At 64.1% G+C, this 24,382-nt stretch carries 18 protein-coding genes; 10 read left to right on the top strand and 8 right to left on the bottom strand.

The window, feature by feature from the left end; all coding sequences use genetic code 11:
- Window positions 1-8: 8 nt before the first annotated feature.
- The 5 genes from AAHE99_RS09745 to AAHE99_RS09725 are packed head-to-tail and all read left to right on the top strand — an operon-like array spanning window position 9 to window position 6,793.
- Entirely contained in the window at window positions 9-809 is an 801-nt protein-coding gene (locus tag AAHE99_RS09745; RefSeq protein ID WP_342116832.1) for a carotenoid biosynthesis protein, read from the top strand.
- Window positions 806-2,155, top strand: coding sequence for an oxygenase MpaB family protein (locus tag AAHE99_RS09740; RefSeq protein WP_342116831.1), 1,350 nt, complete (start codon window positions 806-808; stop codon window positions 2,153-2,155). Before AAHE99_RS09745 ends, AAHE99_RS09740 begins: the two co-directional genes overlap by 4 nt.
- Window positions 2,149-5,610: a hybrid sensor histidine kinase/response regulator gene (locus AAHE99_RS09735; RefSeq protein WP_342116830.1), complete on the top strand. Its 3,462-nt coding sequence runs from the start codon at window positions 2,149-2,151 to the stop codon at window positions 5,608-5,610. Before AAHE99_RS09740 ends, AAHE99_RS09735 begins: the two co-directional genes overlap by 7 nt.
- Window positions 5,607-6,512 carry a diguanylate cyclase gene (locus tag AAHE99_RS09730; protein WP_342116829.1) on the top strand — a complete coding sequence of 302 codons (906 nt, stop codon included), beginning with the start codon at window positions 5,607-5,609 and terminating at the stop codon, window positions 6,510-6,512. The genes AAHE99_RS09735 and AAHE99_RS09730 overlap by 4 nt, the downstream gene beginning before the upstream one ends.
- Window positions 6,512-6,793 (top strand): acylphosphatase, encoded by a 282-nt coding sequence (locus tag AAHE99_RS09725; RefSeq protein WP_342116828.1) that lies wholly within the window; start codon window positions 6,512-6,514, stop codon window positions 6,791-6,793. Before AAHE99_RS09730 ends, AAHE99_RS09725 begins: the two co-directional genes overlap by 1 nt.
- Before the next feature lie 13 nt (window positions 6,794-6,806).
- Here AAHE99_RS09725 and lnt read toward each other — a convergent pair whose 3' ends face one another.
- Genes lnt through AAHE99_RS09710 form a run of 3 tightly spaced genes read right to left on the bottom strand, consistent with a single transcriptional unit; the run spans window position 6,807 to window position 10,956 of the window.
- Window positions 6,807-9,275 carry an apolipoprotein N-acyltransferase gene (gene lnt / locus AAHE99_RS09720; protein WP_342116826.1) on the bottom strand — a complete coding sequence of 823 codons (2,469 nt, stop codon included), beginning with the start codon at window positions 9,273-9,275 and terminating at the stop codon, window positions 6,807-6,809.
- The gene (locus AAHE99_RS09715) at window positions 9,272-9,886 is read right to left on the bottom strand and encodes a hypothetical protein (RefSeq protein WP_342116824.1); all 615 of its coding nucleotides are present in this window, start codon (window positions 9,884-9,886) and stop codon (window positions 9,272-9,274) included. The genes lnt and AAHE99_RS09715 overlap by 4 nt, the downstream gene beginning before the upstream one ends.
- Window positions 9,886-10,956, bottom strand: coding sequence for an SGNH/GDSL hydrolase family protein (locus tag AAHE99_RS09710; RefSeq protein ID WP_342116822.1), 1,071 nt, complete (start codon window positions 10,954-10,956; stop codon window positions 9,886-9,888). Before AAHE99_RS09710 ends, AAHE99_RS09715 begins: the two co-directional genes overlap by 1 nt.
- Window positions 10,957-11,127: 171 nt before the next feature.
- Here AAHE99_RS09710 and AAHE99_RS09705 point away from each other — a divergent pair, with 171 nt between their 5' ends.
- From AAHE99_RS09705 to AAHE99_RS09690, 4 genes are all read left to right on the top strand, one after another.
- Entirely contained in the window at window positions 11,128-12,054 is a 927-nt protein-coding gene (locus AAHE99_RS09705; protein ID WP_342116821.1) for a ribonuclease Z, read from the top strand.
- Window position 12,055: 1 nt separating this feature from the next.
- The gene (locus tag AAHE99_RS09700) at window positions 12,056-12,445 is read left to right on the top strand and encodes a cupin domain-containing protein (protein WP_342116820.1); all 390 of its coding nucleotides are present in this window, start codon (window positions 12,056-12,058) and stop codon (window positions 12,443-12,445) included.
- Window positions 12,414-13,112, top strand: coding sequence for an SOS response-associated peptidase (locus AAHE99_RS09695; RefSeq protein ID WP_342116819.1), 699 nt, complete (start codon window positions 12,414-12,416; stop codon window positions 13,110-13,112). The genes AAHE99_RS09700 and AAHE99_RS09695 overlap by 32 nt, the downstream gene beginning before the upstream one ends.
- Before the next feature lie 64 nt (window positions 13,113-13,176).
- Window positions 13,177-13,479: a hypothetical protein gene (locus tag AAHE99_RS09690; RefSeq protein WP_342116818.1), complete on the top strand. Its 303-nt coding sequence runs from the start codon at window positions 13,177-13,179 to the stop codon at window positions 13,477-13,479.
- Between the two features lie 8 nt (window positions 13,480-13,487).
- On the opposite strand, the gene AAHE99_RS09685 is transcribed toward AAHE99_RS09690, so the two are convergent.
- The 5 genes from AAHE99_RS09685 to lpdA all read right to left on the bottom strand — a co-directional run bounded on the left by AAHE99_RS09685 (window position 13,488) and on the right by lpdA (window position 23,230).
- Window positions 13,488-15,332: a glycoside hydrolase family 35 protein gene (locus tag AAHE99_RS09685; protein ID WP_342116816.1), complete on the bottom strand. Its 1,845-nt coding sequence runs from the start codon at window positions 15,330-15,332 to the stop codon at window positions 13,488-13,490.
- A gap of 20 nt (window positions 15,333-15,352) precedes the next feature.
- Window positions 15,353-18,325: a TonB-dependent receptor gene (locus tag AAHE99_RS09680; protein WP_342116814.1), complete on the bottom strand. Its 2,973-nt coding sequence runs from the start codon at window positions 18,323-18,325 to the stop codon at window positions 15,353-15,355.
- Between the two features lie 258 nt (window positions 18,326-18,583).
- Complete coding sequence (locus AAHE99_RS09675; protein ID WP_342116813.1) at window positions 18,584-21,202, bottom strand: M1 family metallopeptidase; 2,619 nt, start codon at window positions 21,200-21,202, stop codon at window positions 18,584-18,586.
- Between the two features lie 116 nt (window positions 21,203-21,318).
- Window positions 21,319-21,849 (bottom strand): hypothetical protein, encoded by a 531-nt coding sequence (locus AAHE99_RS09670; RefSeq protein ID WP_342116811.1) that lies wholly within the window; start codon window positions 21,847-21,849, stop codon window positions 21,319-21,321.
- Window positions 21,833-23,230 carry a dihydrolipoyl dehydrogenase gene (gene lpdA / locus AAHE99_RS09665; protein WP_446728912.1) on the bottom strand — a complete coding sequence of 466 codons (1,398 nt, stop codon included), beginning with the start codon at window positions 23,228-23,230 and terminating at the stop codon, window positions 21,833-21,835. The genes AAHE99_RS09670 and lpdA overlap by 17 nt, the downstream gene beginning before the upstream one ends.
- Before the next feature lie 104 nt (window positions 23,231-23,334).
- On the opposite strand from lpdA, the gene AAHE99_RS09660 reads away from it, so the two are divergent.
- Window positions 23,335-24,381 carry an RNA-guided endonuclease InsQ/TnpB family protein gene (locus AAHE99_RS09660; RefSeq protein ID WP_342116809.1) on the top strand — a complete coding sequence of 349 codons (1,047 nt, stop codon included), beginning with the start codon at window positions 23,335-23,337 and terminating at the stop codon, window positions 24,379-24,381.
- The last annotated feature ends 1 nt before the right edge of the window (window position 24,382 follow it).

The raw sequence follows: 24,382 nt of genomic DNA, 5'->3' as shown, positions 1-24,382 counted from the left end.
GGAGGCTTATGAAGGCACTGCGCGAGCAACTTCCCCACATTACCCTTGCCCTGCTGGGCGCTTTCCTGGTCGCCCTGGCGGCCCGCAGCTACGGTGAGACCACCACGCTGCTGATGGTGAGTTCAGTCCTGATGTTCGGTTGTTGCCTTGCCAGTGCCAGTCATTTGCTGGGATTCGGGCCGGCCCTGCGCTTCGCCGCCATCGGCGTGGTGCTGGGCTGGATCGCGGAGCAGCTCGGGGCCACCCAGGGCTGGTTTTTCGGCTCCTATACCTATACCGAGGTGCTGGGCCCGCGCATCGGCGCCGTGCCCTTCATCATTCCGCTGATGTGGTTCGCGCTGTGCTATGTGGCCTACGTGATCGCCAACCTGATCGTGTGGCAGGCGCCCAGCGACGGCGCGCCTTCGCTCACGCAGACGCTGGTCATGTCCTTCCTGGCCGCGATGATCGTCACCGCGTACGACCTGGGCGCCGATCCTTATATGGTGTTCACCCTCAAGGCCTGGATCATGACCAAGACCGACGGCGGCTGGTTCGGCGAAACGCTGCAGGGCTTTGTCGGCTGGATGACCGTCTCCTTCGTGATCATCTTCAGCTTCCGCGCCACGCTGCGCCGCCATCCACCCACCACCAATGGCGCGGTGGGACCGCTGCACGCGCTGGTGCCGCTGTTTATCTACGGCGGCAGCATGGCCTTCCAGGCCGTGCAAGGCAGCCCGATCGAAACCCGCACCATCGCGCTGTTTGCGATGGGCATCCCGCTGCTGACGGCGCTGTGCGGCTGGACGCGCTGGAAGGAAGCGGCATGAGCGCTCGCGCCGCAGCGACCCTGCGCGCCGATCCGCTGGCCGACGACACCATTGCCGCCATCCTGGCCGGCTTCGAAGGCAGCCAGTGGGACGCCATCGCCGCCGTCAACCGCTTGCTGGCGCAGTGGCAGACCAATGCCGACGTGACCGGCTGGCAGGCGCCGCCCGGCACGCCCACGCCGATGGCGGCTGCGCTGGAAGCCTACCTGGCGGCCGGCTGCGCCCTCCCGGCCTGGGCCGACGCGGCGCAGATCGCGCGCGCCGAGGAGCTGTTCTGCGGCATGGGCATGATGTCCTGCAGCCTGCTGTTCTGCGCCAGCCTGCCCGAATGCTATGTGGTGCCGGACCTGGCAGGCGTGCTGCACGTGGCCGGCCAGCTGGAGGCGCATTGCGATTACCGCGTGCGCTCCACTGCGGCCATGATCTTCCCAGTCATGATGAAGGGCGGCCTGACCAGCCCGGAAGGCGGCGGCATCGCGCAAATCCTCAAGGTACGCCTGATCCACGCCACCATCCGCAACCTGATCCTGCGCGGCAATCCATCCAATGTCCCCGCCAGCGCCGTGCCGCCACTGGACGCGCCATGCCGCAACGTCTACGACACGCTGTTCAACAACGGCTGGGACGTTGCCGCCAACGGCCTGCCCTGCAACCAGGAAGAGCTGGCCTATACCCTGCTCACTTTCCACTACATCTTCCTGCGCGGGCTGCGCCGGCTGGGCCTTGGCCTGGCGCCGCAGGACGAGCAGGCCTACCTGCACGCCTGGAATGTGGTGGGCCATGTACTGGGCATCGACACGGACCTGATGGTGCAAGGCATGGAGCAGGCGGCCGCCAGCTTCGTCGAACTGCAGGCCCGCGGCCGGGCCTCGCCCTACCTGCCCGACCCGCGCCCGGCGCTGGGCGCGGCCCTGATGAAGGCCATGCAGGATGAAATCCCGCTACGCATACTGAAGCCGTTCCCGGTGCTGCTCACCCGCTACCTGTGCGGCGACGCCGCCCGCATCGACCTGGCGCTGGACCAGCGCGTCAACCTGCTATCGTGCCTGCTGTTCGCCGCCGGCATGGGCCTGACGCGCGCCGTCGACAGCGTGGTGCGGCTGGCCTTGCCCGGCTTCTCGATCTGCCGCATGATTACCCGTATCTTCGGCTACCAGTTCACCGTCAAATTCCTGATGAACCAGACCCGCCCCCTCAAGCTCCCTCCCAGCCTGCTGAACCAGGTCGACCAGACGGTGCGCAGCTGGGGCGACGACCCCAAAGCGCCGGCCTGGATGAACGCACTCGAGGCGCGCCTGGCCGGCCGCCGCACCCGCCGCGCCGCCGGAGGCAGCCAGCCATGCTGAAATTCTTCTGGCGCATGCTGGTCCTGGCGCTATGCCTCGTCCTGGCCGGCGTCCTGCCCGCAGCCCACGCCGGCGACACCCTGGTCCTCGACGAGCGCAGCGGCTGGCACGACGCCTGGCCCGCCGTCACCATCCTGAAAGATCCGGGCGGCGCCCTCAGCGCAGCCGAGGTGCTGGCCGCCAGCGACCAGTTCAAAAAGCCCGATTCGGCCTACGCCACGCTTGGCGTGCACAAAGGCGCCGTGGTCTGGGTCCGCATCCCGGTCCGCGTGCCGCCGGATGCCACCGGCGAGTGGATGCTGCATAACGACTACTCCCAGATCAACCGCGTCGACATCTTCGCCGCCACCGACGGCGCCCTGCACAGCCACACCGTCACCGGCAACCTGCAGCCGGTGGTGGTGCCCGCCGGCGGCGGCCGCACGCCCGCCGCCAACCTGCGCCTGAAGCCCGGCCAGGACCACGTGGTCCTGCTGCGCATCGAGAACATCGGCTCCATGATCCTGCCGCTGCGCTTCTCCAAGCCTTCGGTCTACCACGCCGATGCACTGGGCGAGCAAATGCTGCAAGGGATGCTGCTGGGGCTGAGCCTGTGCCTGTTGCTGTATAGCCTGGCGCAGTGGGTCAACCTGCGCGAGCCGCTGTTCGGCAAATACGCGCTGCTCACCGCCGGCACCACCATGTTCTCGGTCGAATTCTTTGGCCTGGGCAGCGAATACCTGTGGCGCGACAACGTCTGGATGACGCTGCACGCCGGCGGCCTGTTCGCCCTGATGGCCTCCTGCGGCGGCTACCTGTTTGTGGAACAGGCCCTGGCGCGGCCCGGCGTCGACCGCCTGTTCTCGCGCCTGATGAAGGCCGGCGCCTGGATCACCGCCGCCAGCGCCGTCGCCTATTGCTTCGACCTGTTCAGCGTGGAAGTGCTGGTGGTGATCGTCAGCACCCTGGGCCTGCTGCCCATGCTGCTTGGCCTGCCGGGCGCCTTCATGCGCGCGCGGCGCGGCGACACAGTCGGCATCTATTTCCTGGTCGGCTGGGCGGTCAGCTTCGCCTCCTCGGTGGTCCTGAGCCAGGTGATCAGCGGCAAACTGGCCGCCAACTTCTGGACCATGCATGCACTGCAGTTCGGGAACGCCTTCGATATGGTGGTGTTCATGCGCATCCTCGGCCTGCGCACCAAGGCCATGCAGAACGCCATGCTGCGCGCCGAAGCGGCCACCCGCCTGAAATCCGATTTCCTGGCCAATATGAGCCACGAGATCCGCACGCCGATGAACGCCATCATCGGCATGAGCCGCCTGGCGCTGATGACCGACCCGACGCCGAAACAGCGCAACTACCTGGCCAAGATCCTGGGCGCCGGCGAGCACCTGCTGGGCATCATCAACGACATCCTCGATTTCTCCAAGATCGAAGCCGGCAAGCTGGCGCTGGAAAAAGTCCCGTTCGACCTCGACGAAATGCTGGACCACCTGTCCACCCTGACCGCCATCAAGACCGATGCGCGCAAGGTGGAGCTGGTGTTCCGCGTCGAACGTGGCGTGCCGCACAAGCTGGTGGGCGACCCGCTGCGCCTGGGCCAGGTGCTGATCAACCTGACCAATAACGCCGTCAAGTTCACCGAACGCGGCGAAATCGTCGTGGCGGTCAAGGTGGCCGAGCGCATCGGCGACGAGGTGGTACTCAAGTTCAGCGTCAGCGATACCGGCATCGGCATGAACGAAGAGCAGCTGGGCTGCCTGTTCCAGTCCTTCAACCAGGCTGACAGCTCGATCACCCGCAAATACGGCGGCACCGGCCTTGGCCTGAGCATCTCGCGCCAGCTGGTGGAGCTGATGGGCGGCAGCATCAAGGTCACCAGCACGCCGGGCGTTGGCAGCCGCTTCAGCTTCACGGTGCGGCTGGGCGTGGGCGATTCGTCCGCCGCCACCGTGGCCATGCCGGCGGCGGCGCTGCAGCAGGCCCGCGTGCTGGTGGTGGACGATAGCGCCACGGCACGCGAAGCCCTGGTCGAGATGCTGGGCTCCTTCGGCGTGGCGGCGCACAGCGCCAGTTCGGGCGAACAGTCGCTGAATATGCTGGCGCGCGCGGTGGAGGCCGGCGCACCCTATCAGGTCGTGCTGATGGATTACATGATGCCGGGTTGGGACGGTGTCGAAACCATCCACCGCATCCACGCCGACCCGCGCTTTACCGCGCCGCCGTCGATCCTGATGATCAGCGCCTGCACCCGCGAAACGGTGCTGCAGCAGGAAGGCGAGCTGCCGCTGCAAGGCTTCCTGACCAAGCCGGTCGGCCCGGCGCTGCTGTACCACAGCCTGCTGCAAGTACTGCGTCCCGAACTGGCGCGGCCTGTCGCCAGTGCGCGCGAGCTGCGCACGGTGCCGCCGGAGCAGCTGGCGCGCCTGCGGGGCGCCCGCATCCTGCTGGTGGAGGACAACGCCAACAACCGCGAAGTCGCCATCGATTTCCTGGAAACGGCGCAGGTGCAGGTCGACGTGGCGGTGCACGGCGGCGAAGCGCTGCAAATGGTGCAGCAAGGCGATTACGACCTGGTGCTGATGGACGTGCAGATGCAGGAGATGGATGGCCTGACAGCGGCGCGCCATATGCGCGCCATCGAATCGCTGCGCGCCCTGCCGATCCTGGCCATGACCGCCCACGCCATGCCGGAGGACGAGGCCAAGAGCCTGGCGGCCGGCATGAACGACCATATCACCAAGCCGATCGACCCGGACCTGCTGTTCCGCGCCCTGCTCAAGTGGATCGACCCGGCGCGCCTGGTGGGCCGCGCCCTGCCCGCTGCGCCGGCTGCGCCGTCCGCCGCTTCCGCAGGCGCCGCCATCGCCTATCCGCCGCTGGCGGAAGTCGATTGGGAGTACGCCCTGGCGCGCGCCGACCGCAGGCCGGAGATATTGGCCAAACGCCTGCGCAGCTTCGTCAACGAGTACGGCGACGGTCCTGCCATGCTGGCGGCCGCGCTGGTCGGCGGCGACTGGGCGCCGGTGGAACGCCTGACACACAACCTCAAATCCAGCGCCACCTACCTGGGCGCCCCGGGCCTGGCCCAGCTGGCCGATATCGTCGAGGCGGGCGTGCGCGATGCGCGCCCTGAGCGCTGCCTGCAGGAAGCCGCCCAGCTGGCGCGGGCGCTGGAGACGGTTCTCGCAGGCTTCAACAACGCCCTGCAGCCGGCGGCAGGCGCGCCGCACGCCGACAGCCAGGGCGCGGATTTCGGCCGCCTGCTGCGTGAACTCGATGGCTTCCTGCGCACCGACGACGCCCGCGCCGAGGACTCGCTGACCGAATTGAGCGCGCTGCTGGCGGCTTCGCCGCATGCCGCCCTGCTGGCCCGCATCCAGCGCGCCGTCGACGAAATCGAATATCATGACGCTTTGGCTCCTTTGGGCGAGCTGGCCCGCCGGCTGGAGGTCGACATGGAAATGGGTTCATGAACCAGGACGCGCAAAAGGTCCTGATCGCGGATGATGACGGCATCAACCGCCAGGTCCTTGCGACCCTGCTCAAGCCCGAGCATGTCGTGCTGCTGGCCAAATCCGGCGAACAGACCATCGAACGCGCCCAGCGCCACCTGCCCGACCTGATCATGCTGGACGTGATGCTGCCCGATATGGACGGCTACGAGGTGCTGCGCCGCCTGCGAGGCGATCCGGCCACCGCCCATATCGAGGTCATTTTCATCACCGGCATGGGGCGCCCGGAGGATGAGGCGCGCGGCCTCAAGCTGGGCGCCGCCGACTACATCACCAAACCGTTCAACACCACCGTGGTGATGGCGCGCGTCGCCACCCACTTGCAGGTGGTGCGCCAGCGCCGCCTGCTGGAACACCTGGCGCATATGGACGGCCTGACCGAGCTGGCCAACCGCCGCCGTTTCGACGAGATCTTTGCCGCCGAATGGCAGCGCGCCAGCCGCCACCAGCATCCGCTGTCGGTGGCCCTGCTCGATATCGACTCCTTCAAGCAGTACAACGACCATTACGGCCATCCGGCCGGCGACCGCGCCCTGCGTTCTGTGGCGCGCGCCGCGCGCAGCGGCATGCGGCGCCCTTGCGACCTGGCGGCGCGCTACGGCGGCGAGGAACTGGTGCTGCTGATGCCGGAAACCGACGCCGCCCAGGCGCTGTTCGTGGCGGAGAGCATCCGCGAGACTGTGGCGCAGCTGCTGATCCCGCACGAGTTTTCCAGCGCCAGTCCGGTGCTGACCGTCAGTATCGGTGGCGCCACCCTGCCCCTCGGCGCCGAGGAAAGCGCTTCGGCACTGTTCGATGCGGCCGATGCCGCCTTGTACCGCGCCAAAGAGGCGGGCCGCAACCGCGTGAACTGGAGGATGTGATGGCCGGCAGCCGTTTGCTGATCGAAGGGCTGGTGCAGGGCGTCGGCTACCGCTATGCGTTTTCCGAACGCGCCGCGGCGCTTGGGCTGGCGGGATGGGTGCGCAACCGTGCCAATGGCGCGGTCGAGGCCAGTGTGCATGGGCCGGAAGCGGCGGTGCAGGCAATCATCGAATGGGCCCATCAGGGACCGCGTGCGGCGCGGGTTTCGCGGGTCACCGTGGTGGGCGAAGATGAGCCGCCGCCGGCGGCGCAGCAGTTCGAGATTCGTCCGACCGCCTGAGTGCCGCCAGCCGCTAGCCGCCGAAAATCCGCAGCAGCAGCCAGGCTGGCAAGCCGAGATAGAGCGCTATCTGGCCGGCGCTTTCCATGCCGCCGCGCACACGCCCTGCAGCTTCGGGCCGCAACGCAGCGGCCAGCAAGGTGCAGGCCTCGATCAAGGTCCGTAATACTGCCGCCCCCAACGCCACCCCCACCGTCCAGGCGGCCCACCACAGCGCGAATGCCGACACGTATGCTTTCCATCCGAAGCTGTAATACTCGCCCAAGGCGCTGCCATATGCGATGTGCTGGTGCAGATGGAAGGCTGGCAACGCTAGTAACAACGGCAAGAGCCCAAACCTGACCAGCGGGTGGTCGAAGCGCCAGCGCCCGATGGCATTGCGCGCCATGGTGTAAGCCTCCAGCGCCGCACGCAGCGCCCCCGCGCCTCGCGCCGCGCGCGGCACGCCAGCCAGCTCCAGCGCTTGCGCCAGCCGCATCGGCTCCGCCACTGCAAGCCCATAACGCCAATAAGCTCCCGACGCCATGCGAAGCTGAAGCCCCGGAGCAGGAAGCGGCAGCCGCCACACTTCCACCGCCGCGACATCGCCCAGCCCCAGCTCCATACGCTGCGCACCATGCACCAATACCAGCTTCCCGCCCGCCACAGTGGCGCGCGCCGTAAATGCCAGCAGCACGCACCAGCCGACCACCTCCGGCACCAGGAAGGCCCCTGCAAACAAGCGCAGTAGCGCCAGCGTATTGCTGCGCAAGCCCTCGTCAAGAAGCAACGCAATGCAAATGCCCAACAACCCCGCCCGCGCCAACGCCCTCGCCACGCCGGCGGCCAGCCGTGCCCTGGGCTGCAAGACATAAACCCGCACGCCCCCAGCCGCGATGCCAGGCGCGCCCGCAGCCGGCGCAGACGCGGGCTCCCGCCGCAAGCGCCACGCCGCGATCCCTGCGCGCGCCGCCAGCAGCAACAAGAAAACAGACGCAGCCGCCCCCACCCAGTCACCCCACAACACCATCAGCGTCGGCGCTGGCTGCTGCACCGGCAAGTCCGCTATCACCAGCGCCGGCGCCCCCGCCGGCGTCCCGGCCAGCACCTCGCCATTGGCATCGATGGCGGCGCTATAGCCATTGCTGGTGACCCGGAACTGCGGCAAGCGCGTCTCGATGCTGCGGAAAGCCGCTGCCGCCTGGTGCAGATAAGCCCCCGGTCCGTCGCCGCTGAACCAGGAATCGTTCGACATGGTGAGAATGATTTGCGCCCCCAGCCGCGCCCCGGCAATCGCCAGCCCTGGGTCGACATCATCACGGCATATCAGCGGCAGCACCGGGATCTCGCGTCCATCGCGCAGCCGCAACGGCCTTACACGGGCCCCATTACCCGCCGTCCAGCTGCCAGACCAGGGCAGCGCACTGCGCACCCAAAGCACGTCGAGCCAGGCCGGCACATATTCGGTGAACGGAAACAGCCGCGTCTTACGGTAAAAGCCCGTCAGCCCCGTCCCTGGCTGCAGAAAGGCAGCCGCGTTGTATTCCCCCGCGCCATCGCGCTCATAGGTGCCAAACACCAGCGGCACACCCGCTGCTTCCACGAAAGCCCGGATCTCCGCGTCAAACTCCGCCCCCGCCTCGCTCTTGGGATTGCCGAAAGTCGTCGGATAAGCAGTCTCCGACCAAAGCAAGGCCTCGGCGCCCTGGCGCATCCGCGCGTCATGACTCATCGCAAAGTGCCGGTCCAGCACCTCGCGTACGAAAGCATATGCTCCCTTCTGCTGACGCTGCCCCTCGTAATCCACCATATTCGCCTGCACCAGCCCCATACGCAGCGGCTTGCCGCCTGCCGCCTCGCCACCGGCCAGCGTCAAAGCCCCGTAGGCGGCAAGGCCCAGCGGCACCAGGCCGGCCAGCGCCAGCCGCCTGGCCACGCTGCGCCAACCCATGGCACGCCGCTCCGGCGCCAGCGCCGCCGCCATCCCTTCATTGGCCAGCAACAGCAACAGCGTCAATCCCGCCGTACCAAACAAGTCCGCCGCCTGCCGCGACCAGCGCGAAGGATACAGCCCATAACCCAGCGTATCGCCCAGCATGCGCGGTACCAGCCACTCGACTGCCACCCACGCCGCTACCGCCGCCGGCACCCGCAGCCCAGCCCCGAGCCAGCGCGCGCCAGCGTGGCGCACCAGCGCATAGGCCAGGAACTGCGGCTGGAACAAGGGCGCAAACAGCAGGAGCAGCGCCACCCCGGCAGCCTCCCCAATCTGTGTATAGCGCCCTAGCGCAGCCCCGAACCAGCCAAAGGCCGCCGCCGTGAACGCCACCGACATGCCCCACCCGCACAGCAACGCACCTGCCAGCGAGCGGCGCGCCTGCACGGCTTCCAGTGCCAGCATCCATGGCGCCAGGAACACGAACCCCAGCATCCACCCCGCGCCGCCGCGGGCATACAGGGCCGTCATTGCGGCGCTTGCAGCAATACAGGCAATCAGTTTCATGGTCCGGAAGTCTCGACAGGTGGAGGGATCACGATGCGCCGCAAGGGCAAGCCGGGTGGCGCCAGCTCGGACGGCACCACGCGGTCCCTGGGCATTGGAATGGGCTGGTTGGCGGCATCCAGCAACTGGAAGTCTGGCGCGAACATCAGGATCGGTTCGATGGTCTGGCCATCATCGGTCACTTGGTGGTGCCGTACATAGCCCGGCGGCAGCGCGAAATCCTTTGGCACCGCCAGCCCCACCAGCGGCGGATTGGTGCCGGGCGGATTGAAGGCACCCAGCCCGGTGTGGACGCCGTTTTCATGCAGGCGCCGGATCACCTCCGCCATGGTTGGTTTTTCACCGCGCATCACGTAATGACGCAAATCGCGCGTAGGATCCGCATCGCCCTCAGGCTGGGGCGTTGTGGCGGATGCGGGCGGCCCTGCAGCAGACGCCTGCACCACGGGCGCGAGGACAACAGGCGCGCGCACCGCCACGGCAGCCGCCGCGGCGGGCGGCGCCGCTTCCGGCCGCGAGAAATACCACAGGAAAAAGGCCAGGCAGGCCGCCCCCACCACCAGCAGGAAGGCGGCCACCAGGAACCCTCGCCTGGGACGCCACGCATCCATCAGGGTGTCGGCGAGTTATAGACCGAGATGGCCCACCCCATCCGCTCATGCCCGAACTGGTTCCAGATCGGATTTTTTCCGTTATTGAAGGTGGTATAGCGCGGCGCACCGGTCCCGGTAGTGCCGCCGAACAGCCCCGCCGTCACCGTGGAGCCGCTGTAAGTCGGGTGAGTGTCGTCCGACTGGATGTAGTCGTAGCTGCTGCCCGCCGATACAAAGTGCGTATTCGCGTCGCGGATCGTCGAACGCAAGGTCGACACGATCCGGTTCACATAGCTGGCCTGACTCTCGCCATCGACATAGCGCAGCGCCTCCGAATCGACGATGCCATCGCCGTTGCTGTCGTAATCCGCCCCCATGTACTGGGCGAAGTTGTCGGCGCACTTGAAACCCTTCTGGCGCGCCATATCGCACATCATATGGTTGATCCGCGCCAGCGACGGCAGGAACTTCTGCTGCATATTGACCGTGGCGCCGGTGTTCGGGTCCTTGCAGCTGCTCTGCGTATTGTCCGCCGCATAGCCCGGGTAATGCAGGTTGGAGATGATCTTCATCTTCACGCCGGCATAGGCGTTGGCATTGATATAGTCCATCGCCGCCGCGACATACGTCTTGCAGCTGTTTTCTGCCGCCGTCAGCACCGCGTCGCTACAGGTGCCGGTCTGGCCCTTGAAGCTGGAACGCGCCTGCAGGCCATCGTTGCCGCACATTTCGAACGTGACCACCCGAGTATTGCTGGCCTGCATGTAAGATCGCTCAGCGACAATTTTATTGTTGTACACGTCCGACGCCACCGCACCGGACTTGGTACGGCGCACGCTTTCAATATCCGCATTCCACTGCGCCGACAGGTATTCCGCATCGACCGTCGGCGCCGCGTACTTGGCCGCGCTGCTGATCGAACCGTTATAACCCGCATAAATCGAATCGCCATAAGCCACCACGCGGTACTTGGTGGTCGTGCCGGGCCGGTCGATGGTCCACGACACGTTTTGGGTCAGGGTATTTGCCGCCGCCTGGCCGCCAAGGGCCAGCAAAGCTAAGAGCAGGAAGCGCAAGCGAGTGTGCATAGTGTCTCCGATCATTATGGTTAAGTGTCGAAACAACCAGCCAGCGATTCATCTTAGACCTCCCGCACCCGCCTGCGCCATACTGGCTCCAAAGGACAATAAAATGGCTCTTAAGGCCGCTTTCCCTGTCGCGCCATGGCCACGAAAGCGTCCAATACGGCATAATATGGCATGCTGAAATTGACATTCCTTGGCACCTCATCGGGCGTCCCCACCGTCCGCCGCAACGTTACCTCGCTGGCCCTGCACACGACGCTCAACCGCGAGTGGTGGATGGTCGATTGCGGCGAGGCCACCCAGCACCGGCTGCAGCGCATCCCGCTCACGGTGCACGACCTGGCCGGCATCTGCATCACCCATATCCACGGCGACCATTGCTATGGCTTGCCCGGCCTGCTGGCCAGCGCCTCCATGACCGGCCGCAAGCACCCGCTGATCCTGATAGCCCCGGCCGGGGTCAAGGCCTGGCTCGACGCGACGCTGCTGCACACGGAACTGTTTTTGACCTTCGACATCATCCATATCGACGTGGCGGCCCAGCAATGCGTGCACACGCAGGACGGCCTCACCATCGAACGCTTCCCGCTGTCGCACCGGGTGCCAAGCTACGGCTTCCGCTTCGCGTTCGAATCGACGCGCTGGAAGATCGACCGCGACGCCCTGCGCGCACGCGGCATTGCGCCTGGCCCGGCCTGGGGCGAGCTGCAGCACGGCCGCGACGTGCAGCTTGACGATGGCACTGTGCTGCACGCCGCTGAATTCCGCGCCGCGCATACCGAGCGCGCGACCGCCGTGATTGGCGGCGACAACGATACCCCTGCGCTGCTGGCCGAAGCCTGCCAGGGCGCGCACCTGCTGGTGCACGAGGCTACCTATACTGAAGAGACACTGCAAAAGGTCGGCCCTGGCCCGCAGCACAGCTCCGTCCAGCGCGTGGCGCAATTTGCCGCCAGCGCCGGCGTCCCGCACCTGATCCTGACCCATTTCAGCCCGCGCTACGACAACCGCGAAGGCATGGCGCTGCTGGAAGCCGAAGCACGCCAGCATTTCAGCGGTAAACTTGAGCTGGCCGAAGACCTGACCACTTACGAGATTTGACATGCCCGCCATCACTGAATTCCGCCGCCAGAACCCGACGCCCGAATACGACAACCCGCGTGAAGAGCGCCGCCTGGTGGGTAATCCCAACCGCAGCACCTGGAACCATTTCACCAATGCCAGCGGCGAAGTACATGCCGGCATCTGGGCCTGCGAAAAAGGCAGCTGGCGTATTGCCTTCGCGCCCAACAAGGACGAATATTTCTACGTCCTGGAAGGCCGCTGCCGTGTGATCGACGAAAATGGCTACGCCGCTGAAGCCGGCCCTGGCGACGCACTCGTGATCCCGGCCGGCTTCAAGGGCGTGTTCGAGGTGGTCGAACCAGTCCGCAAACACTATGTGATCGTGGAACGCAACCATGTGCACCAACTACAAGACAACCAGCCGTGACCTGGTCCGGGCGATGATGGACGTTGAGGTGCCGGAGGATTGGACCTGGCCGATCGACATCTACCGCGACTATAAAGCCCCCATCATCCGCCAGTCCGCCGACGGCCGGCGCGAAGCGTTACTGGGCACCTTCGGCATGGTGCCCAAGGCGCGCATCCCGTCGGGCAGCAAGGACTTCGCCACCATGAACGCCCGCTTCGAATCGGTGGGCGAACGGCACTCGTACAAATTCGCCTGGCGCCGCAGCCAATTGTGCCTGGTGCCGATGACCTCTTTCGACGAGCCCTGCTACGAGAGCGGCCAGGCCGAATGGTGGAGCATCGCCATGGCCGACCGGGCGCCCTTCGCCGTGGCCGGCTTGTGGAATGAATGGAATACGGCGGAGGGAACGCAGCACTCCTTCACCCAGCTCACAGTGAACGCCGACGAGCACCAGCTCATGCGGCGCTTCCACAAGCCCGGCGAGGAGAAACGCAGCATCGTCATCGTACCGGAGGCGGAATGGGACAACTGGCTTGGCTGCCGTAATCCCGAAATTGCGCGCTCCTTCATGACGCTGTTCCCCGCAGAGCGCATGACTTCCTGGGCCTCCCCGCGACCGAAGAAGGCGAAGAAATCGGCACCAGCTCCGGTAACGGCAGCGGACGCCCAGGCTGACCTGTTCTAACCGTGCGGCCCCGATCCGGGACGCTCGCTAAGATGGTCTCCATCACACGACAATGGAGGCGCGTATGGACAGGTTTCTGCTCATCTATCGCGGCCCGCCGCATGGCGCCGCCGAGTCATGGCAGCATGACCCGCAGCGCTGGGCCGACTGGTTCGCCACCTTAGGCTCGCGGGTCCTCGATCAGGGCGCGTTGAGCCACGGCAGCGTCGATATGGATACCCGGCTGGCAGGCCCCAAATCGTCCAGCAGCTCCCTGGCAGGCTACTCCGTCTTGGCGGCCACCGATTTCAATGAGGCGGTCAAACTGGCCGAACAGTGCCCGATCTTTGACGAGCAAGGTGCGCTGGAAATAGCGCACCTTGCCTGAAAGACTCCTCAGCGCGGCGTATCGAATACGGGCTCGGATACGCCCTGCATGGTTTTCGCCGTTGGCGGCTCAGTGGTAAAGACCAGCACCTCGTTGGCGCCCGCCTTCAGCCAGGAAGCCGGCAAGTAAAGCGTCTGCTGCGGACCAATGTGCCAGAAGCGGCCCAGGTGGTGACCGTTCACCCATACCTGGCCCTTGCCCCAGCCACGCGTGTCGAGGAAGGTATCCACCGGTTTATCCAGGGTCAGCGTGCCGCGCCAGAAACCTGGCGCTTGCGGGTCGGCCGTCCCGCCGGCTGGCAGGCGTTTCAAGGCAGCGACGTCCATTGGCAGCGGGTAGACAGTCCAGCCTTCCAGCTCCTCCTTATCCAGTTTCACCGCGCGCGTGATGCCTTTGCGGTCGTCCACCAGCTTGCCGCCAAAGCCGATGCGGCCCATCGCCTCGACCAGCAGATCAAGCTGTGTGCCCGCCGGCAGATCCACCGCTAGCGAATTCTCGCTACGGCGGCGGTCCAGCCGGCCGATCACTTTGCCGTCCGCCAGGACAGTCGCCTGGTCGTGCAGTTCATCCAGCACCAGCTTGCCCTTGGCCGGCGCGTCCAGGCGCTTGCGGTAGTTGATATAGCCGTAGTTCTGGCCGAATTCCTCCATCGCGCCGACCCAGCGCGACTCGCGGGGCTTGGACAGCTTGTCCAGCACCGCCAGCAAACTGCCGGCCGGCGCCAGCTCAAACGCCGGCACAGCCTCGGGTCGCGGCGCTGCCGGTACCGGCGGCAAAGCCTCCTTGACATGCTTGGCGATCACCTCGCGCATGGCGTGGTACTTGGCCGTCGGGCGGCCCGCCTCGTCCAGCGCCGCATCGTAGTCGTAGCTGGTGGTGTCGGGCTGGTACGGCTCGGCGCCCGAATAGTTCGCCCCGGCCAGCCAGCCGAAACTGGTCCCGCCGTGGAACATGTAGAGGTTGAACGAGACATTCTGCGACAGCATCCAGTCCACCGTACGCGCCGCAGTCTCGGGCGGCACCACGTGATGCTGCTCGCCCCAGTGGTCGAACCAGCCCGCCCAGTATTCGCCCGCCATGCGCGGCCCCTTTGGCCGCCAGGCGGCCAGCGCTTCGACCGAAGCCTTCGCATCATCCGCCCCGCCGCCGAAATTCACCACCGCAGGCACGTCGGCCAGCGTGCCGCCTTCGAACAATCGCGCCGCGCCGCCGTCGGAGGTGAATAGCGGAGCATCCAGGCCCGCCTTGCGCATTTGCGTGCGCACGGCCTGCATGTATTCATGGTCGCGGCCAAAGGAGCCGTACTCGTTCTCCACCTGCAGCATCAGGATCGGGCCGCCCCGGCTGCTCTGCAAATCGCCCACCTCCTGCGCCAGGCGCTTGAAGTAGCGGGCGCTAGCCGCCAGGTAGCGCGCATCCATCGAACGCACACGCAGCCCCGGGGTGCGCAGCAGCCAGGCCGGGAAGCCGCCAAAGTCAACTTCAGCACAAACATACGGTCCGGGACGCAGGATGACGTGCAGTCCCTCCTCCGCCGCCGTCTTGATGAAGGCGCGCAGATCGTTCTGGCCAGTGAAATTCCACTGGCCCGGCTCGGGCTCGTGCTGCGACCAGAAAGCATAAGTGGTCACGGTGTTCAACCCCATCGCCCGCGCCATGCGCAGCCGCTCGCGCCACGCCGCTCGCGGGATGCGCGGATAGTGCATCTCGCCGGATCGGATGACAAAAGGCTGCCCATCCAGCTTGAACTGCGCGCCATCGATGGCGAAATGCAGCTGGCGCGCGGCCATGGCCGGCACGCTCGTCATGGCCAGGGCCAGCAGGCCCGCTTGTAAAGTTCTCGAAAAGTTCAAAGTAAGAGCTCCGGAAAAAATCAACGGTAGGTATAGCGCAGGACGAAGGATGCCTTGCGTGGCGTCTGGTACTGGCTCGGGATGCCCCAGTTCACGTCCTTCACAATGGTGTTATCAGCGTTCACGTCTGCACTATAGGTGTTATAACGGTCGGTGACACCACGGCGGTTCAGCAGGTTCTGGATGCTCAGGTCGAAACTCAGCTTGTTGTGCGCGCCAAGGTTCATGTCATAGCCGATGCCCATGTCGAGCTGCCAGAAGAACGGCAGGCGGCCGCTGGTGCCGGCGGTCTTGACGCCGACCGGGTTGGTCTTCTCATCGCAATAGTGGCCCCACGAGCCCCAGTTGTAGGAGATGCTGTCCACATCCGGTTTCAGGCCGAAGCAGCTGAATGGCTCGCCACTATGCATGCTGAGGACACCGCTGGTGCGCAGGCCGTTCTGGAAGTAGTACGCCGCCGAACTGGTGAAAGCATGCCGCACGTCGTTGGTCAGGTTGCCATTCGCGCCCAGGGTCGTCTCGGGGAAGTCGTAGACGAATGATTGGCCGATGTAGCCCGCGATACGGTTTTCCAGGTTGAGGAAACCATTGTCGTTGCCGAACGAACGCGTAAAGGTGTAGCTCGCGTTCAGGTACCACGGTTCGGCGGCGCTGCGCGAGTGGCTAAGGTCAAAAGTCAGGTGGATGTACTTGTGCTTAGGCTTGGGCAGGCCGAACTCCGCAGCCGGAATCGTGATCGACTCCAGCTTCCCGTCGCCACGGAAGTCGCGCGTCACCGTCACGTCCTCGCCCGGGTTCAGCACGAAGCACTCGTAGTCGCTCGGGTAGTCCGGATAACCATGGGCATTGGCATATTTGGCGATACCCTGGCCATAGCAGGTAGTGTTGATCACGCGCTTCAAGTTTGCGTAGCCGAAGTCCACCTGGCCCACCCAGTTGCGGTTCAGGGCTTTCTGCACATAGAGCTGCAAGGTATCCTGCTGCGGGGCCTTCAGGTCGGTCGTGGCGACCTGGTGGGCTTCCGGCGGGATACCGTTGTGGCCCGGCACGGTATAGGTCGAACCGATTTGGGTCAGGCCCAATGGTGCCTTGGTGGTCGGGTCAATGCCGGTGTAGCGGAACCATTTGCGCTGTTCGAGGTGGGCTTCAGCCACGCCGAAACTGAAATTGGACGGCATGGACAACGAATAGCGGCCAACATTGGCGCCAACCTTCAGGCTCGAATTCCCGTTCACGTCCCATGCCACGCCGAGACGCGGCGAAGTAGTCGGGAAGGAGAACAATGGGCGCTCCAGCGCATCCTTGTTGACGTACTTATCGAAGCGCAGGCCGCCATAGACCAGCACGCCGTCCATCGCCTTCCAGTAGTCTTCAATATAAGCCGCCTTGTTGATCGACACCATATTGCCGAACTCGTGGTTGAAATAGTAGCCCACGTACTTGCCGCTGACCTGTTCACCGTTCGACAGCTGCACGGTGTTGGGGCGGTCGAAGTAGGTATACCAGCCCGCATTCGGCGTATGCCAATCCTGGCCGAGGAAATGCTTGTAATGCTCGGCGCCAGCGACAATTTTGTGGTTGCCCAGGGTCCAGGTCACGTCGCCTTTGAAGCCGCGGCGCCAGTAGTCGTCGGGACGGAAGTTGGTGGTGCGGTCCTGGATACCGATATTGGTGGTCTTCTGCGTCTGGCTGTTGTACGAGTCGACGTAGGGAATGTCCTCGGCGCCGTGCGCGCGGTCATTCAGCTGGCCGAGGTAGCCGCCCATCAGCCGTACCTGGAGATTATCCGTAATGCTGCCGTGGTAGTTGGCGATCAGCATGCGTTCCTTCACCGGCGAATCGGAACTGGACGAAAAGGCGCCGACATTGGTCGTGTAGTCGCCCAGCAAACGGTAATTGTCGGTGTGCGACTTGCTGCGCGCCCGCGAGCCGATCAGGTTCAGGGTGTGGTCGCTGTTAATATTCCAGGTCAGGTTCACCAGCATGTTCTTGCTGCTGGATTCCGTGACCGAGTGGCGGTTCTGGCTGAAGCTGAAATTCTGCGACGGCAAGCGGTCGCCCAGCAGCACGAAGCCGAACAGTTTGTCCTGGATCAGCGCGCCGGACGCCCACAGGTAATGCGTCGAACTCGCCTCATTGTGGTTGTTGGAGACGTAGCGGTAATAGCCATCCTGGCCGTCGCGGATATCCTTCTCGCGCGGCGTCAGCCTGCTGGGCATGGCAGGCGTGTAATACATCGAGTAACCGGCCTGGAATTTGTTCGAGCCCTGGCGCACCGTCTGCGCCATGATGCCGCCCGTGGCATTGGTCCATGAAGCGCCGAAATTGCCGGCCAGGACCTCGGTATCCTGGATCGCCTCGCGCGGCAGGCGATTGGCGCCCAGCATGGTGCGGTCGTTGGTGGTATCGAATTCGTTCAGGTAATAGCGGTTCTCCGCCGGCGTTGCGCCGCCAAGCTGCACCAGGCCGGTCGTATTCTGGTCGTAGCGCACATTGGAGCGCAGGCGCGCGATGGATTCGACATTCGCCGCCCCGACCAGCGGCAGGGTGTTGATCAACTCACGGCTGTAATGGGTCGACATTTCCGGCGTCGAAACGTCGATCGGGATGACCGTGGTCTGCGCCGAGTTGCCGGCCACGGTGACGGTCGTCAGCGCATCGGCTGCGCCCTGGTTCTCCGCCGCGACCGCGACAACAGCGGTGTCGCTGTTCGGCTTTACGCTGACCTGGCGTTCGGCGATGACCTTGTCGCCCTGCTTGAAGATCACGGTATAGAGACCCGGATTCAGGCCCGACGTCTTGTAGCGGCCCTGCGCATCGGGCTGCAGTTCGCGCTTGAAACCAGTCTGCGCACTCGTGACGCTGACGCTCACCTTCTCGGCGCTCATGCTGCCCGGCACCGAGCCATACAGGCCACCGGTAATGGATTGCGCGTAGACGATGCCCATGGCGGACATCAGGCTTAGCGCCAGGAGGGATTTCCGAATTTTCATGCCTCATCTCCAGTCTTATTTATACGAAAACAATAAACTTTCGTTTTACTTGCTGTCGTAAGTTAGTAATGTAAATACTGTAAGAATGGAAAGATGTAGCGTCAACTATTTGCGAAAAAAGGCATAGCTCTTGCGATTTTTTGCATAGCAAGCGCTTTCGATCGACAAATATAGTGGTTTGCAATCTTTCGTTTTCGTCGCGAAAGCACTACAAAAAAACGGGCGCCAAAGCGCCCGTCGTTCAGCTTCCAGTCCGGCTCAGTTCATGCCGCCCAGCGCCGGTGCGACTTGTGGCACCAGCAGCGCGCGCTGCTTGGCGCGGACGCGGATACCGTTGCCTACCCGCTTGGCATCGACCAGCGCATCGGCCGAGAAGTGCTCCTTCACGTAGGCTTCCATCTTGTCGGCATCGGCCGCGTCGACCGAGGTGGAGACGATAGCCGGGTACATCCGGTTGCCCGCTACGGAGTCCTGGTTCTTCAGCAGCGCCTCACGGTGCTGCACCGCAAAGGCCCAGGCCTGGTCGACGTGTTCTGCTGCCGCCACGTTCGGCAGCATCATGCTGGTCAGCTGGATCGGCAGCTCGGTCGACAGTGCGATTTGCAGCGTGCGCTCGGACAGCTTGGGATCGATCGCCATCGACAGGGAACGCGCGAAACGGTTGCGCTCCTCCACCGATTGGGCCTTCAGGGCCAGCCCTTTGAGCGTGTCATAGGTGGCTTCGTCCGCATAGCGGCCCACCACCGACATCACGAAGCCCAGCGAGGACGGCGGCAGGCTGGAAGGATCGGCCAGGTAGCGCTGGAAACGCGCACGGGCTTCGGCAATCACCTTCTGGTCGCCGGTTCGGGCCAGCACGCTGGCCAGCGCAGTGCGCAGCTGGCGGTTTTCGACAGACTCGCCCGGTTTCTCCTCCCAGCCCAGCGCCTGGAACTTTGGCAGCACCAGTTTTGCGATGTACTCGCCGAGCTTTGCCCGCTCCGGTGTGCCCTGGGCCAGGTTGTACAGGTTGCCCAGATTGCTCAGCATCGCGCCCCAGACGGCAAGGCGCGGCTCGTCCTTGAACTGGCTGGCCAACGTCAGGTAGCGCGCCAGCGGGATACGCTCGCTCACCACCATGGCCCAGGCATCGCCCAGCAGCTTGACGCGGCTGGCGTCCGGCAGCCTGGTGGCCATGGCCGCCAGTGCGTTGAAGCTGGCATCGTCATACTGCACGCGATAGTAGCCAACGGCATCCGGGTCGATGATCAGCTGTCCGTCGCAACCGGCGCGGGTCACGGTGGTGCTGGCCGCCGACAGCATGGTGTAGTCGGCCTTGCCGCCCACGGTGCCGATGGCGACCGGAATATGCCACAGGCGCTGCGGCACAGGGCTGCCATCCAGGACGAAAGGCTGCTGCGTCAGGGTGATCTTGCGTTGGCCCTTCTCGCAGCTCTGGGACACCTTCACCACCGGTACGCCGGCCTGGGTGGTCCAGTCGGAGGCCAGCTTGGCGACCGGTTTGCCGGATGCCTTCTCCAGCGCCGCCCACAGGTCGGCAGTCGTCGTGTTCGAGTATTTGTGCTTGGCCATGTAGGACCGGATGCCTTTGCGGAAGGCGTCCTCGCCCAGATAGGCCTCCAGCATATGCAGGAAGGCCTGGCCCTTGCCGTAGGTGATCGCATCGAACACGCTATTAGCCTGTTCTTCGTTTTCGACCTTGGTCTGGATCGGGTGGGTGGTGGCGCGCGAGTCGAGGTTCATCACGCCCTCGCGCTCGACCATCGCTTCGAGCTGTACGCTCCACTCGGGATGGAAGTGGGCCGTGGCTTTGGTGCCCGTCCAGGAGGCAAAGCCCTCATTGAGCCAGAGATTGTCCCACCACGCCATGGTGACCAGGTTGCCGAACCACTGGTGCGCCACTTCGTGCGCGGTGACCGCGAAAACGGTCTGCTTGGTGCTGTCCGGATTCTTCTTCGCGTCGTACAGCAGCGTCGCCTCGTTGTAGACAATGCCGCCCCAGTTTTCCATGGCCCCGTTCATGCCAGGGATCGCAATCTGGTCCAGCTTGGCCAGCGGGTATGGCACGCCGAAGTAGTTGTTGTAGTAACGCAGCAGGTCTTTGGAAGCGTCCAGCGCGAACTGGGTCGAGCCTTCCTTGCCGATGGTTGAGACAACGCCGATTTCAACCCCATCCTGGGTGGCGACGTTGCGCGCCATCTCGCCCGCGACCAGCACAAACAGGTAGCTTGGCATTTTTGGCGTGACACCGAACGACACGCGCTGCAGGCCATTCGGCAGGGTTTCCTGCTTTTCGGCCGGAGTGTTCGAGAACGCCTTGAAGCTGGCCGGTACATCCACCGTCAGCTTGAATTTGGCGCGGAAGGCCGGCTCGTCCCAGGTAGGCAGCAGGCGGCGCGCATCGGTCGGCTCCATGGTGGTCGCCAGCAGGGACTTGTCATCGGCGCCGTTCTTGTATTTCAGGTAGAACAGGCCGCGCGGTTCGCGATTGACCACGCCGCGGAACTTGAGCGCCAGCGTGTATTTGCCCGGCGCCAGGGGCTTGGCCAGCCTGAAACTGACGGTTTGGGCTTCCTTGTCTTGCACCGGCTCCAGTTTCATCTCCGCCAGACCCTTGCCGCTCAGCGAAGCGGCGTCGAACTCCATATTCAGGGCGTTGAGCATGATGGTCGAAGTGGCCTTCCTTACTTCGATTTCGACGGACTCAGAGCCGCTGAAGGTATTTTTCGCCACATCCGGCACCAGGTGTGCCGTGTATTGGATTGGTACCACGTCCTTGGGCAGCTTGCCGGGGGTGGCGGCAAACGAAAACGGCGCTTCGGCATGGGCGCCAACGGCGGCCAGCGACAGGGCGAGTGCGGTCAGTGGAAGTCTCATGAATTCTCTCTTATGGAATGGCGCGGATTGGCCAGCGTGCATTCTATGAAGGAGGTAGCATTTCTGGTTGCGAAATGCGACAGACGGTTAAATCATCGTCATGAATTGCAAAAATGCTACTCCAGCCGCTTGCGGGCCAGCGCAGTAAAATCGACCTTACAAACGTCCTTGCAGTCCAGGTTTATCAGCATCTTCTTCGTGCGCCAAAATGCGTTTGGCACCGGGTGTGAAAGGGTATCCTGGCGGCCCGGCAACCCATAGTGAGCTGAGAGTTCGTTTTTCAGGTTCAGGCAACCAACGGCGCTGAAGGTCTGCACTGACAACTTCCTTAGCACCTTCCCATTTTGCATATGGGCAGTGATGGTGGCGTATTTCGCCCACTTTGGAATGTTGCTCCCGCTTGGTAATTTCACGATTCCCACTTCCGCGTCATCTACTACAACAGGCACACTGGCCCAACAAAGTGCGCGAATATGGCCGCCGCCGTCATTTTCGGAGCATATTTCCAAAGGCGCACCTAGCTTCGTCCCAAGCGGAATATCAAAGATCGGTTTCGGTCCTGATGCGGTCGCAGTATGGGAAAAGGCAAGCGCCAAGAGAAATGCACTAATCCCTTGGCGCGCCGCAAACTTAAATATGCAGTGCATGGCCCAAGGCGCGCAGCGCTGCCTCCTGGATCGCTTCACCCAGGGTGGGATGTGCGTGGATCGTGCCGGCCACATCTTCCAGCGTCGCCCCCATCTCGATGGACTGGGCAAACGCGGCGGACAACTCGGATACCGCCTTGCCGACGGCCTGCCAGCCGAGGATCAGGTGGTTATCCCTGCGCGCGACCACGCGCACAAAGCCGTCCTTCGATTCGAGCGACATGGCGCGCCCGTTGGCGGAGAACGGGAAGATGGCGTCGATGCAGTCGACTCCCTGTGCGCGCGCCTGTTGCGGCGAGGCGCCAACCACCACCACTTCCGGATCAGTGAAGCACACGGCCGCAATGGCTGCCGGAGCGAAGTGGCGCCGTTTGCCGCTGATGATCTCGGCGACCATCTCGCCTTGCGCCATGGCGCGGTGCGCCAGCATCGGTTCGCCGGTCACGTCGCCGATGGCCCACACATCGCGCATCGAGGTACGGCACTGGTCATCGACCTTGATGAAGTGGCCGTCCATATCGATACGCAGCTTTTCCAGCCCGAAGCCACGGGTGTTTGGGCGCCGTCCGACTGCGACCAGCACCTGGTCCGCCGCCAATGACGATTCTTCGCCGGCTGCGTCACGGACGCGCACCGCAGTGCCCTCCTCGCTCAGGCCGAGCACCGAGCTGCCAAGGTGGGTTTCCACACCGAGGCCTTTGAGCGCCATCGCAACCGGACGCACCAGATCCGCATCGTAGGCGGGCAGGATACGCTCCTGCGCTTCCACCACATGCACCTGCGCCCCGAGTTTGGCATAGGTGATGCCCAGTTCGAGGCCGATATAGCCTGCTCCCACCACGACCAGCTTGCCCGGCACAGTCTTGGGCGAGAGCGCTTCCGTTGCGCTGATCACGCGGCCGCCAAATGGCATGAAGGGCAGCTCGGTGGCGTGCGAGCCGGTGGCCAGCAGCAGGTGCTGGCAACCGATACGCTGGGGACTTTCGCCGTCGCGCAGCACTTCGACGGTCTTGCCGTCGACAATATTGGCCCAGCCCTTGACGACGCGCACCCCACTTTTCTTCAGCAATGCCGCCACGCCGCTGGTCAGTCGGCCGACGATACCGTCCTTCCACAGCACGGTCTGGCCGATGTCGATGCGCGGCGCCTGCACCGAGATGCCGAGCGCGGAGCCGCTGGCGAAATGGCTGGCCTTTTCAAATTCTTCCGCCGCGTGGATCAATGCTTTCGACGGGATGCAGCCGACGTTGAGGCAGGTGCCGCCCAGCTCTCCGGCTTCGACCAGTGTAGTCGGGATGCCAAGCTGGCCGGCGCGGATCGCCGCGATATAGCCGCCAGGACCGCCGCCGATCACCAGCAGCGTAGTGGTGTGTTGGTTCATCAGATTTTGCTCCGCGAAACCCCGTCGCTTACGACGGGGAGGAAAGGAGCCGACTGCGAAGCAGTCGTGCGCTCCAGATTACAAATGCTGTATAAAATTACAGTATGCTTATCGTGTACCGCTACCGTGTTAAGTCGTTGAACGGGCTGCTTAACCAGTTGGCCCGCAAGGTGAATTTTGTCTGGAACTATTGCAACGATCGGCAGAAGGATGCCTTGCGTTTTGATCGCCCATGGTTGACGGGCTTCGACTTGAACGTGTTGACTACGGGTAGCAGCAAGGAACTTGAGTTGCACTCCGGCACCATCAATGCGGTCTGCGAACAGTTCGCCAAGTCGCGCAGCCAACATCGTCGCCCTTACCTGCGCTATCGGGGACGTAAGACATTGGGGTGGGTGCCACTCAAAGGACGCGACCTGCACCGCGAGGGCGAGGCGTTCCGCTTTGCGGGCCATACCTTTCGTGTGTTTTCCTCGCGCCCTCTGCCGGAAGGCAAGATCAAAGATGGGACATGCTTTTCCCAGGACAGCAGGGGCAATTGGTTCCTCAACATTGTGATCGAGGTGGCTGAGCCTCCTGTGCGCCCGCTCGAACGTGGCGTTGGCATCGACCTTGGATTGAAAGAGCTTGCCGTGCTGTCTGATACCAACCGGATTGAGGCCCCGGGTTTTTACCGAAAAGGCGAAGCGGCGCTGGCGGTGGCGCAGCGTGCTCATAAACGACGACGGGTGAAGGCCATCCATGTTTACACGGCGTCTCGCCGTCGGGATTTCCTGCACAAGGAATCGCTGAAAATTGTACGTGCTTTTGACCATATCGCTGTCGGCAACGTCAATGCCGCAGGACTCGCCAAAACCAGCCTGGCGAAGTCTGTGCATGATGCAGGCTGGTCGTCCTTTCGGAGAATGCTGGCGTACAAGGCCATTAGGCATGGCGCGCGGTATGTGGAAGTGGACGAACGCTTTACCACCCAGACCTGCTCGAATTGTGGCGCGTTGCCCGAAACGAGGCCGAGAGGTATCGCAGGTCTTGGAATAAGAGAATGGACTTGCAGCGCTTGTGGTGTGGTACATGATCGTGATCTCAATGCTGCGATAAACATTCTCCGTCGCGGACGTGCGACGCTGGAAGCAGGAATCCCCGTCCTTTAGG

Source organism: Pseudoduganella sp. OTU4001, from assembly GCF_038440195.1.
GTDB lineage: Bacteria > Pseudomonadota > Gammaproteobacteria > Burkholderiales > Burkholderiaceae_D > Rugamonas.
Note: the sequence above shows the minus strand (reverse complement) of the source record. Positions and strands in the feature narration are given on the sequence as shown.

Bases quoted from the DNA above. Each gene is read 5' to 3' on its own strand.
- AAHE99_RS09700 (WP_342116820.1), top strand. From the start codon at position 12,056: ATGCCCGCCATCACTGAATTCCGCCGCCAGAACCCGACGCCCGAATAC.
- AAHE99_RS09695 (WP_342116819.1), top strand. From the start codon at position 12,414: ATGTGCACCAACTACAAGACAACCAGCCGTGACCTGGTCCGGGCGATG.
- AAHE99_RS09675 (WP_342116813.1), bottom strand. From the start codon at position 21,202: ATGAGACTTCCACTGACCGCACTCGCCCTGTCGCTGGCCGCCGTTGGC.
- lnt (WP_342116826.1), bottom strand. From the start codon at position 9,275: ATGAAACTGATTGCCTGTATTGCTGCAAGCGCCGCAATGACGGCCCTG.
- AAHE99_RS09725 (WP_342116828.1), top strand. From the start codon at position 6,512: ATGGCCGGCAGCCGTTTGCTGATCGAAGGGCTGGTGCAGGGCGTCGGC.
- AAHE99_RS09680 (WP_342116814.1), bottom strand. From the start codon at position 18,325: ATGAAAATTCGGAAATCCCTCCTGGCGCTAAGCCTGATGTCCGCCATG.
- AAHE99_RS09715 (WP_342116824.1), bottom strand. From the start codon at position 9,886: ATGGATGCGTGGCGTCCCAGGCGAGGGTTCCTGGTGGCCGCCTTCCTG.
- AAHE99_RS09670 (WP_342116811.1), bottom strand. From the start codon at position 21,849: ATGCACTGCATATTTAAGTTTGCGGCGCGCCAAGGGATTAGTGCATTT.
- lpdA (WP_446728912.1), bottom strand. From the start codon at position 23,230: ATGAACCAACACACCACTACGCTGCTGGTGATCGGCGGCGGTCCTGGC.
- AAHE99_RS09730 (WP_342116829.1), top strand. From the start codon at position 5,607: ATGAACCAGGACGCGCAAAAGGTCCTGATCGCGGATGATGACGGCATC.
- AAHE99_RS09660 (WP_342116809.1), top strand. From the start codon at position 23,335: ATGCTTATCGTGTACCGCTACCGTGTTAAGTCGTTGAACGGGCTGCTT.
- AAHE99_RS09690 (WP_342116818.1), top strand. From the start codon at position 13,177: ATGGACAGGTTTCTGCTCATCTATCGCGGCCCGCCGCATGGCGCCGCC.
- AAHE99_RS09705 (WP_342116821.1), top strand. From the start codon at position 11,128: ATGCTGAAATTGACATTCCTTGGCACCTCATCGGGCGTCCCCACCGTC.
- AAHE99_RS09735 (WP_342116830.1), top strand. From the start codon at position 2,149: ATGCTGAAATTCTTCTGGCGCATGCTGGTCCTGGCGCTATGCCTCGTC.
- AAHE99_RS09740 (WP_342116831.1), top strand. From the start codon at position 806: ATGAGCGCTCGCGCCGCAGCGACCCTGCGCGCCGATCCGCTGGCCGAC.
- AAHE99_RS09745 (WP_342116832.1), top strand. From the start codon at position 9: ATGAAGGCACTGCGCGAGCAACTTCCCCACATTACCCTTGCCCTGCTG.
- AAHE99_RS09710 (WP_342116822.1), bottom strand. From the start codon at position 10,956: ATGCACACTCGCTTGCGCTTCCTGCTCTTAGCTTTGCTGGCCCTTGGC.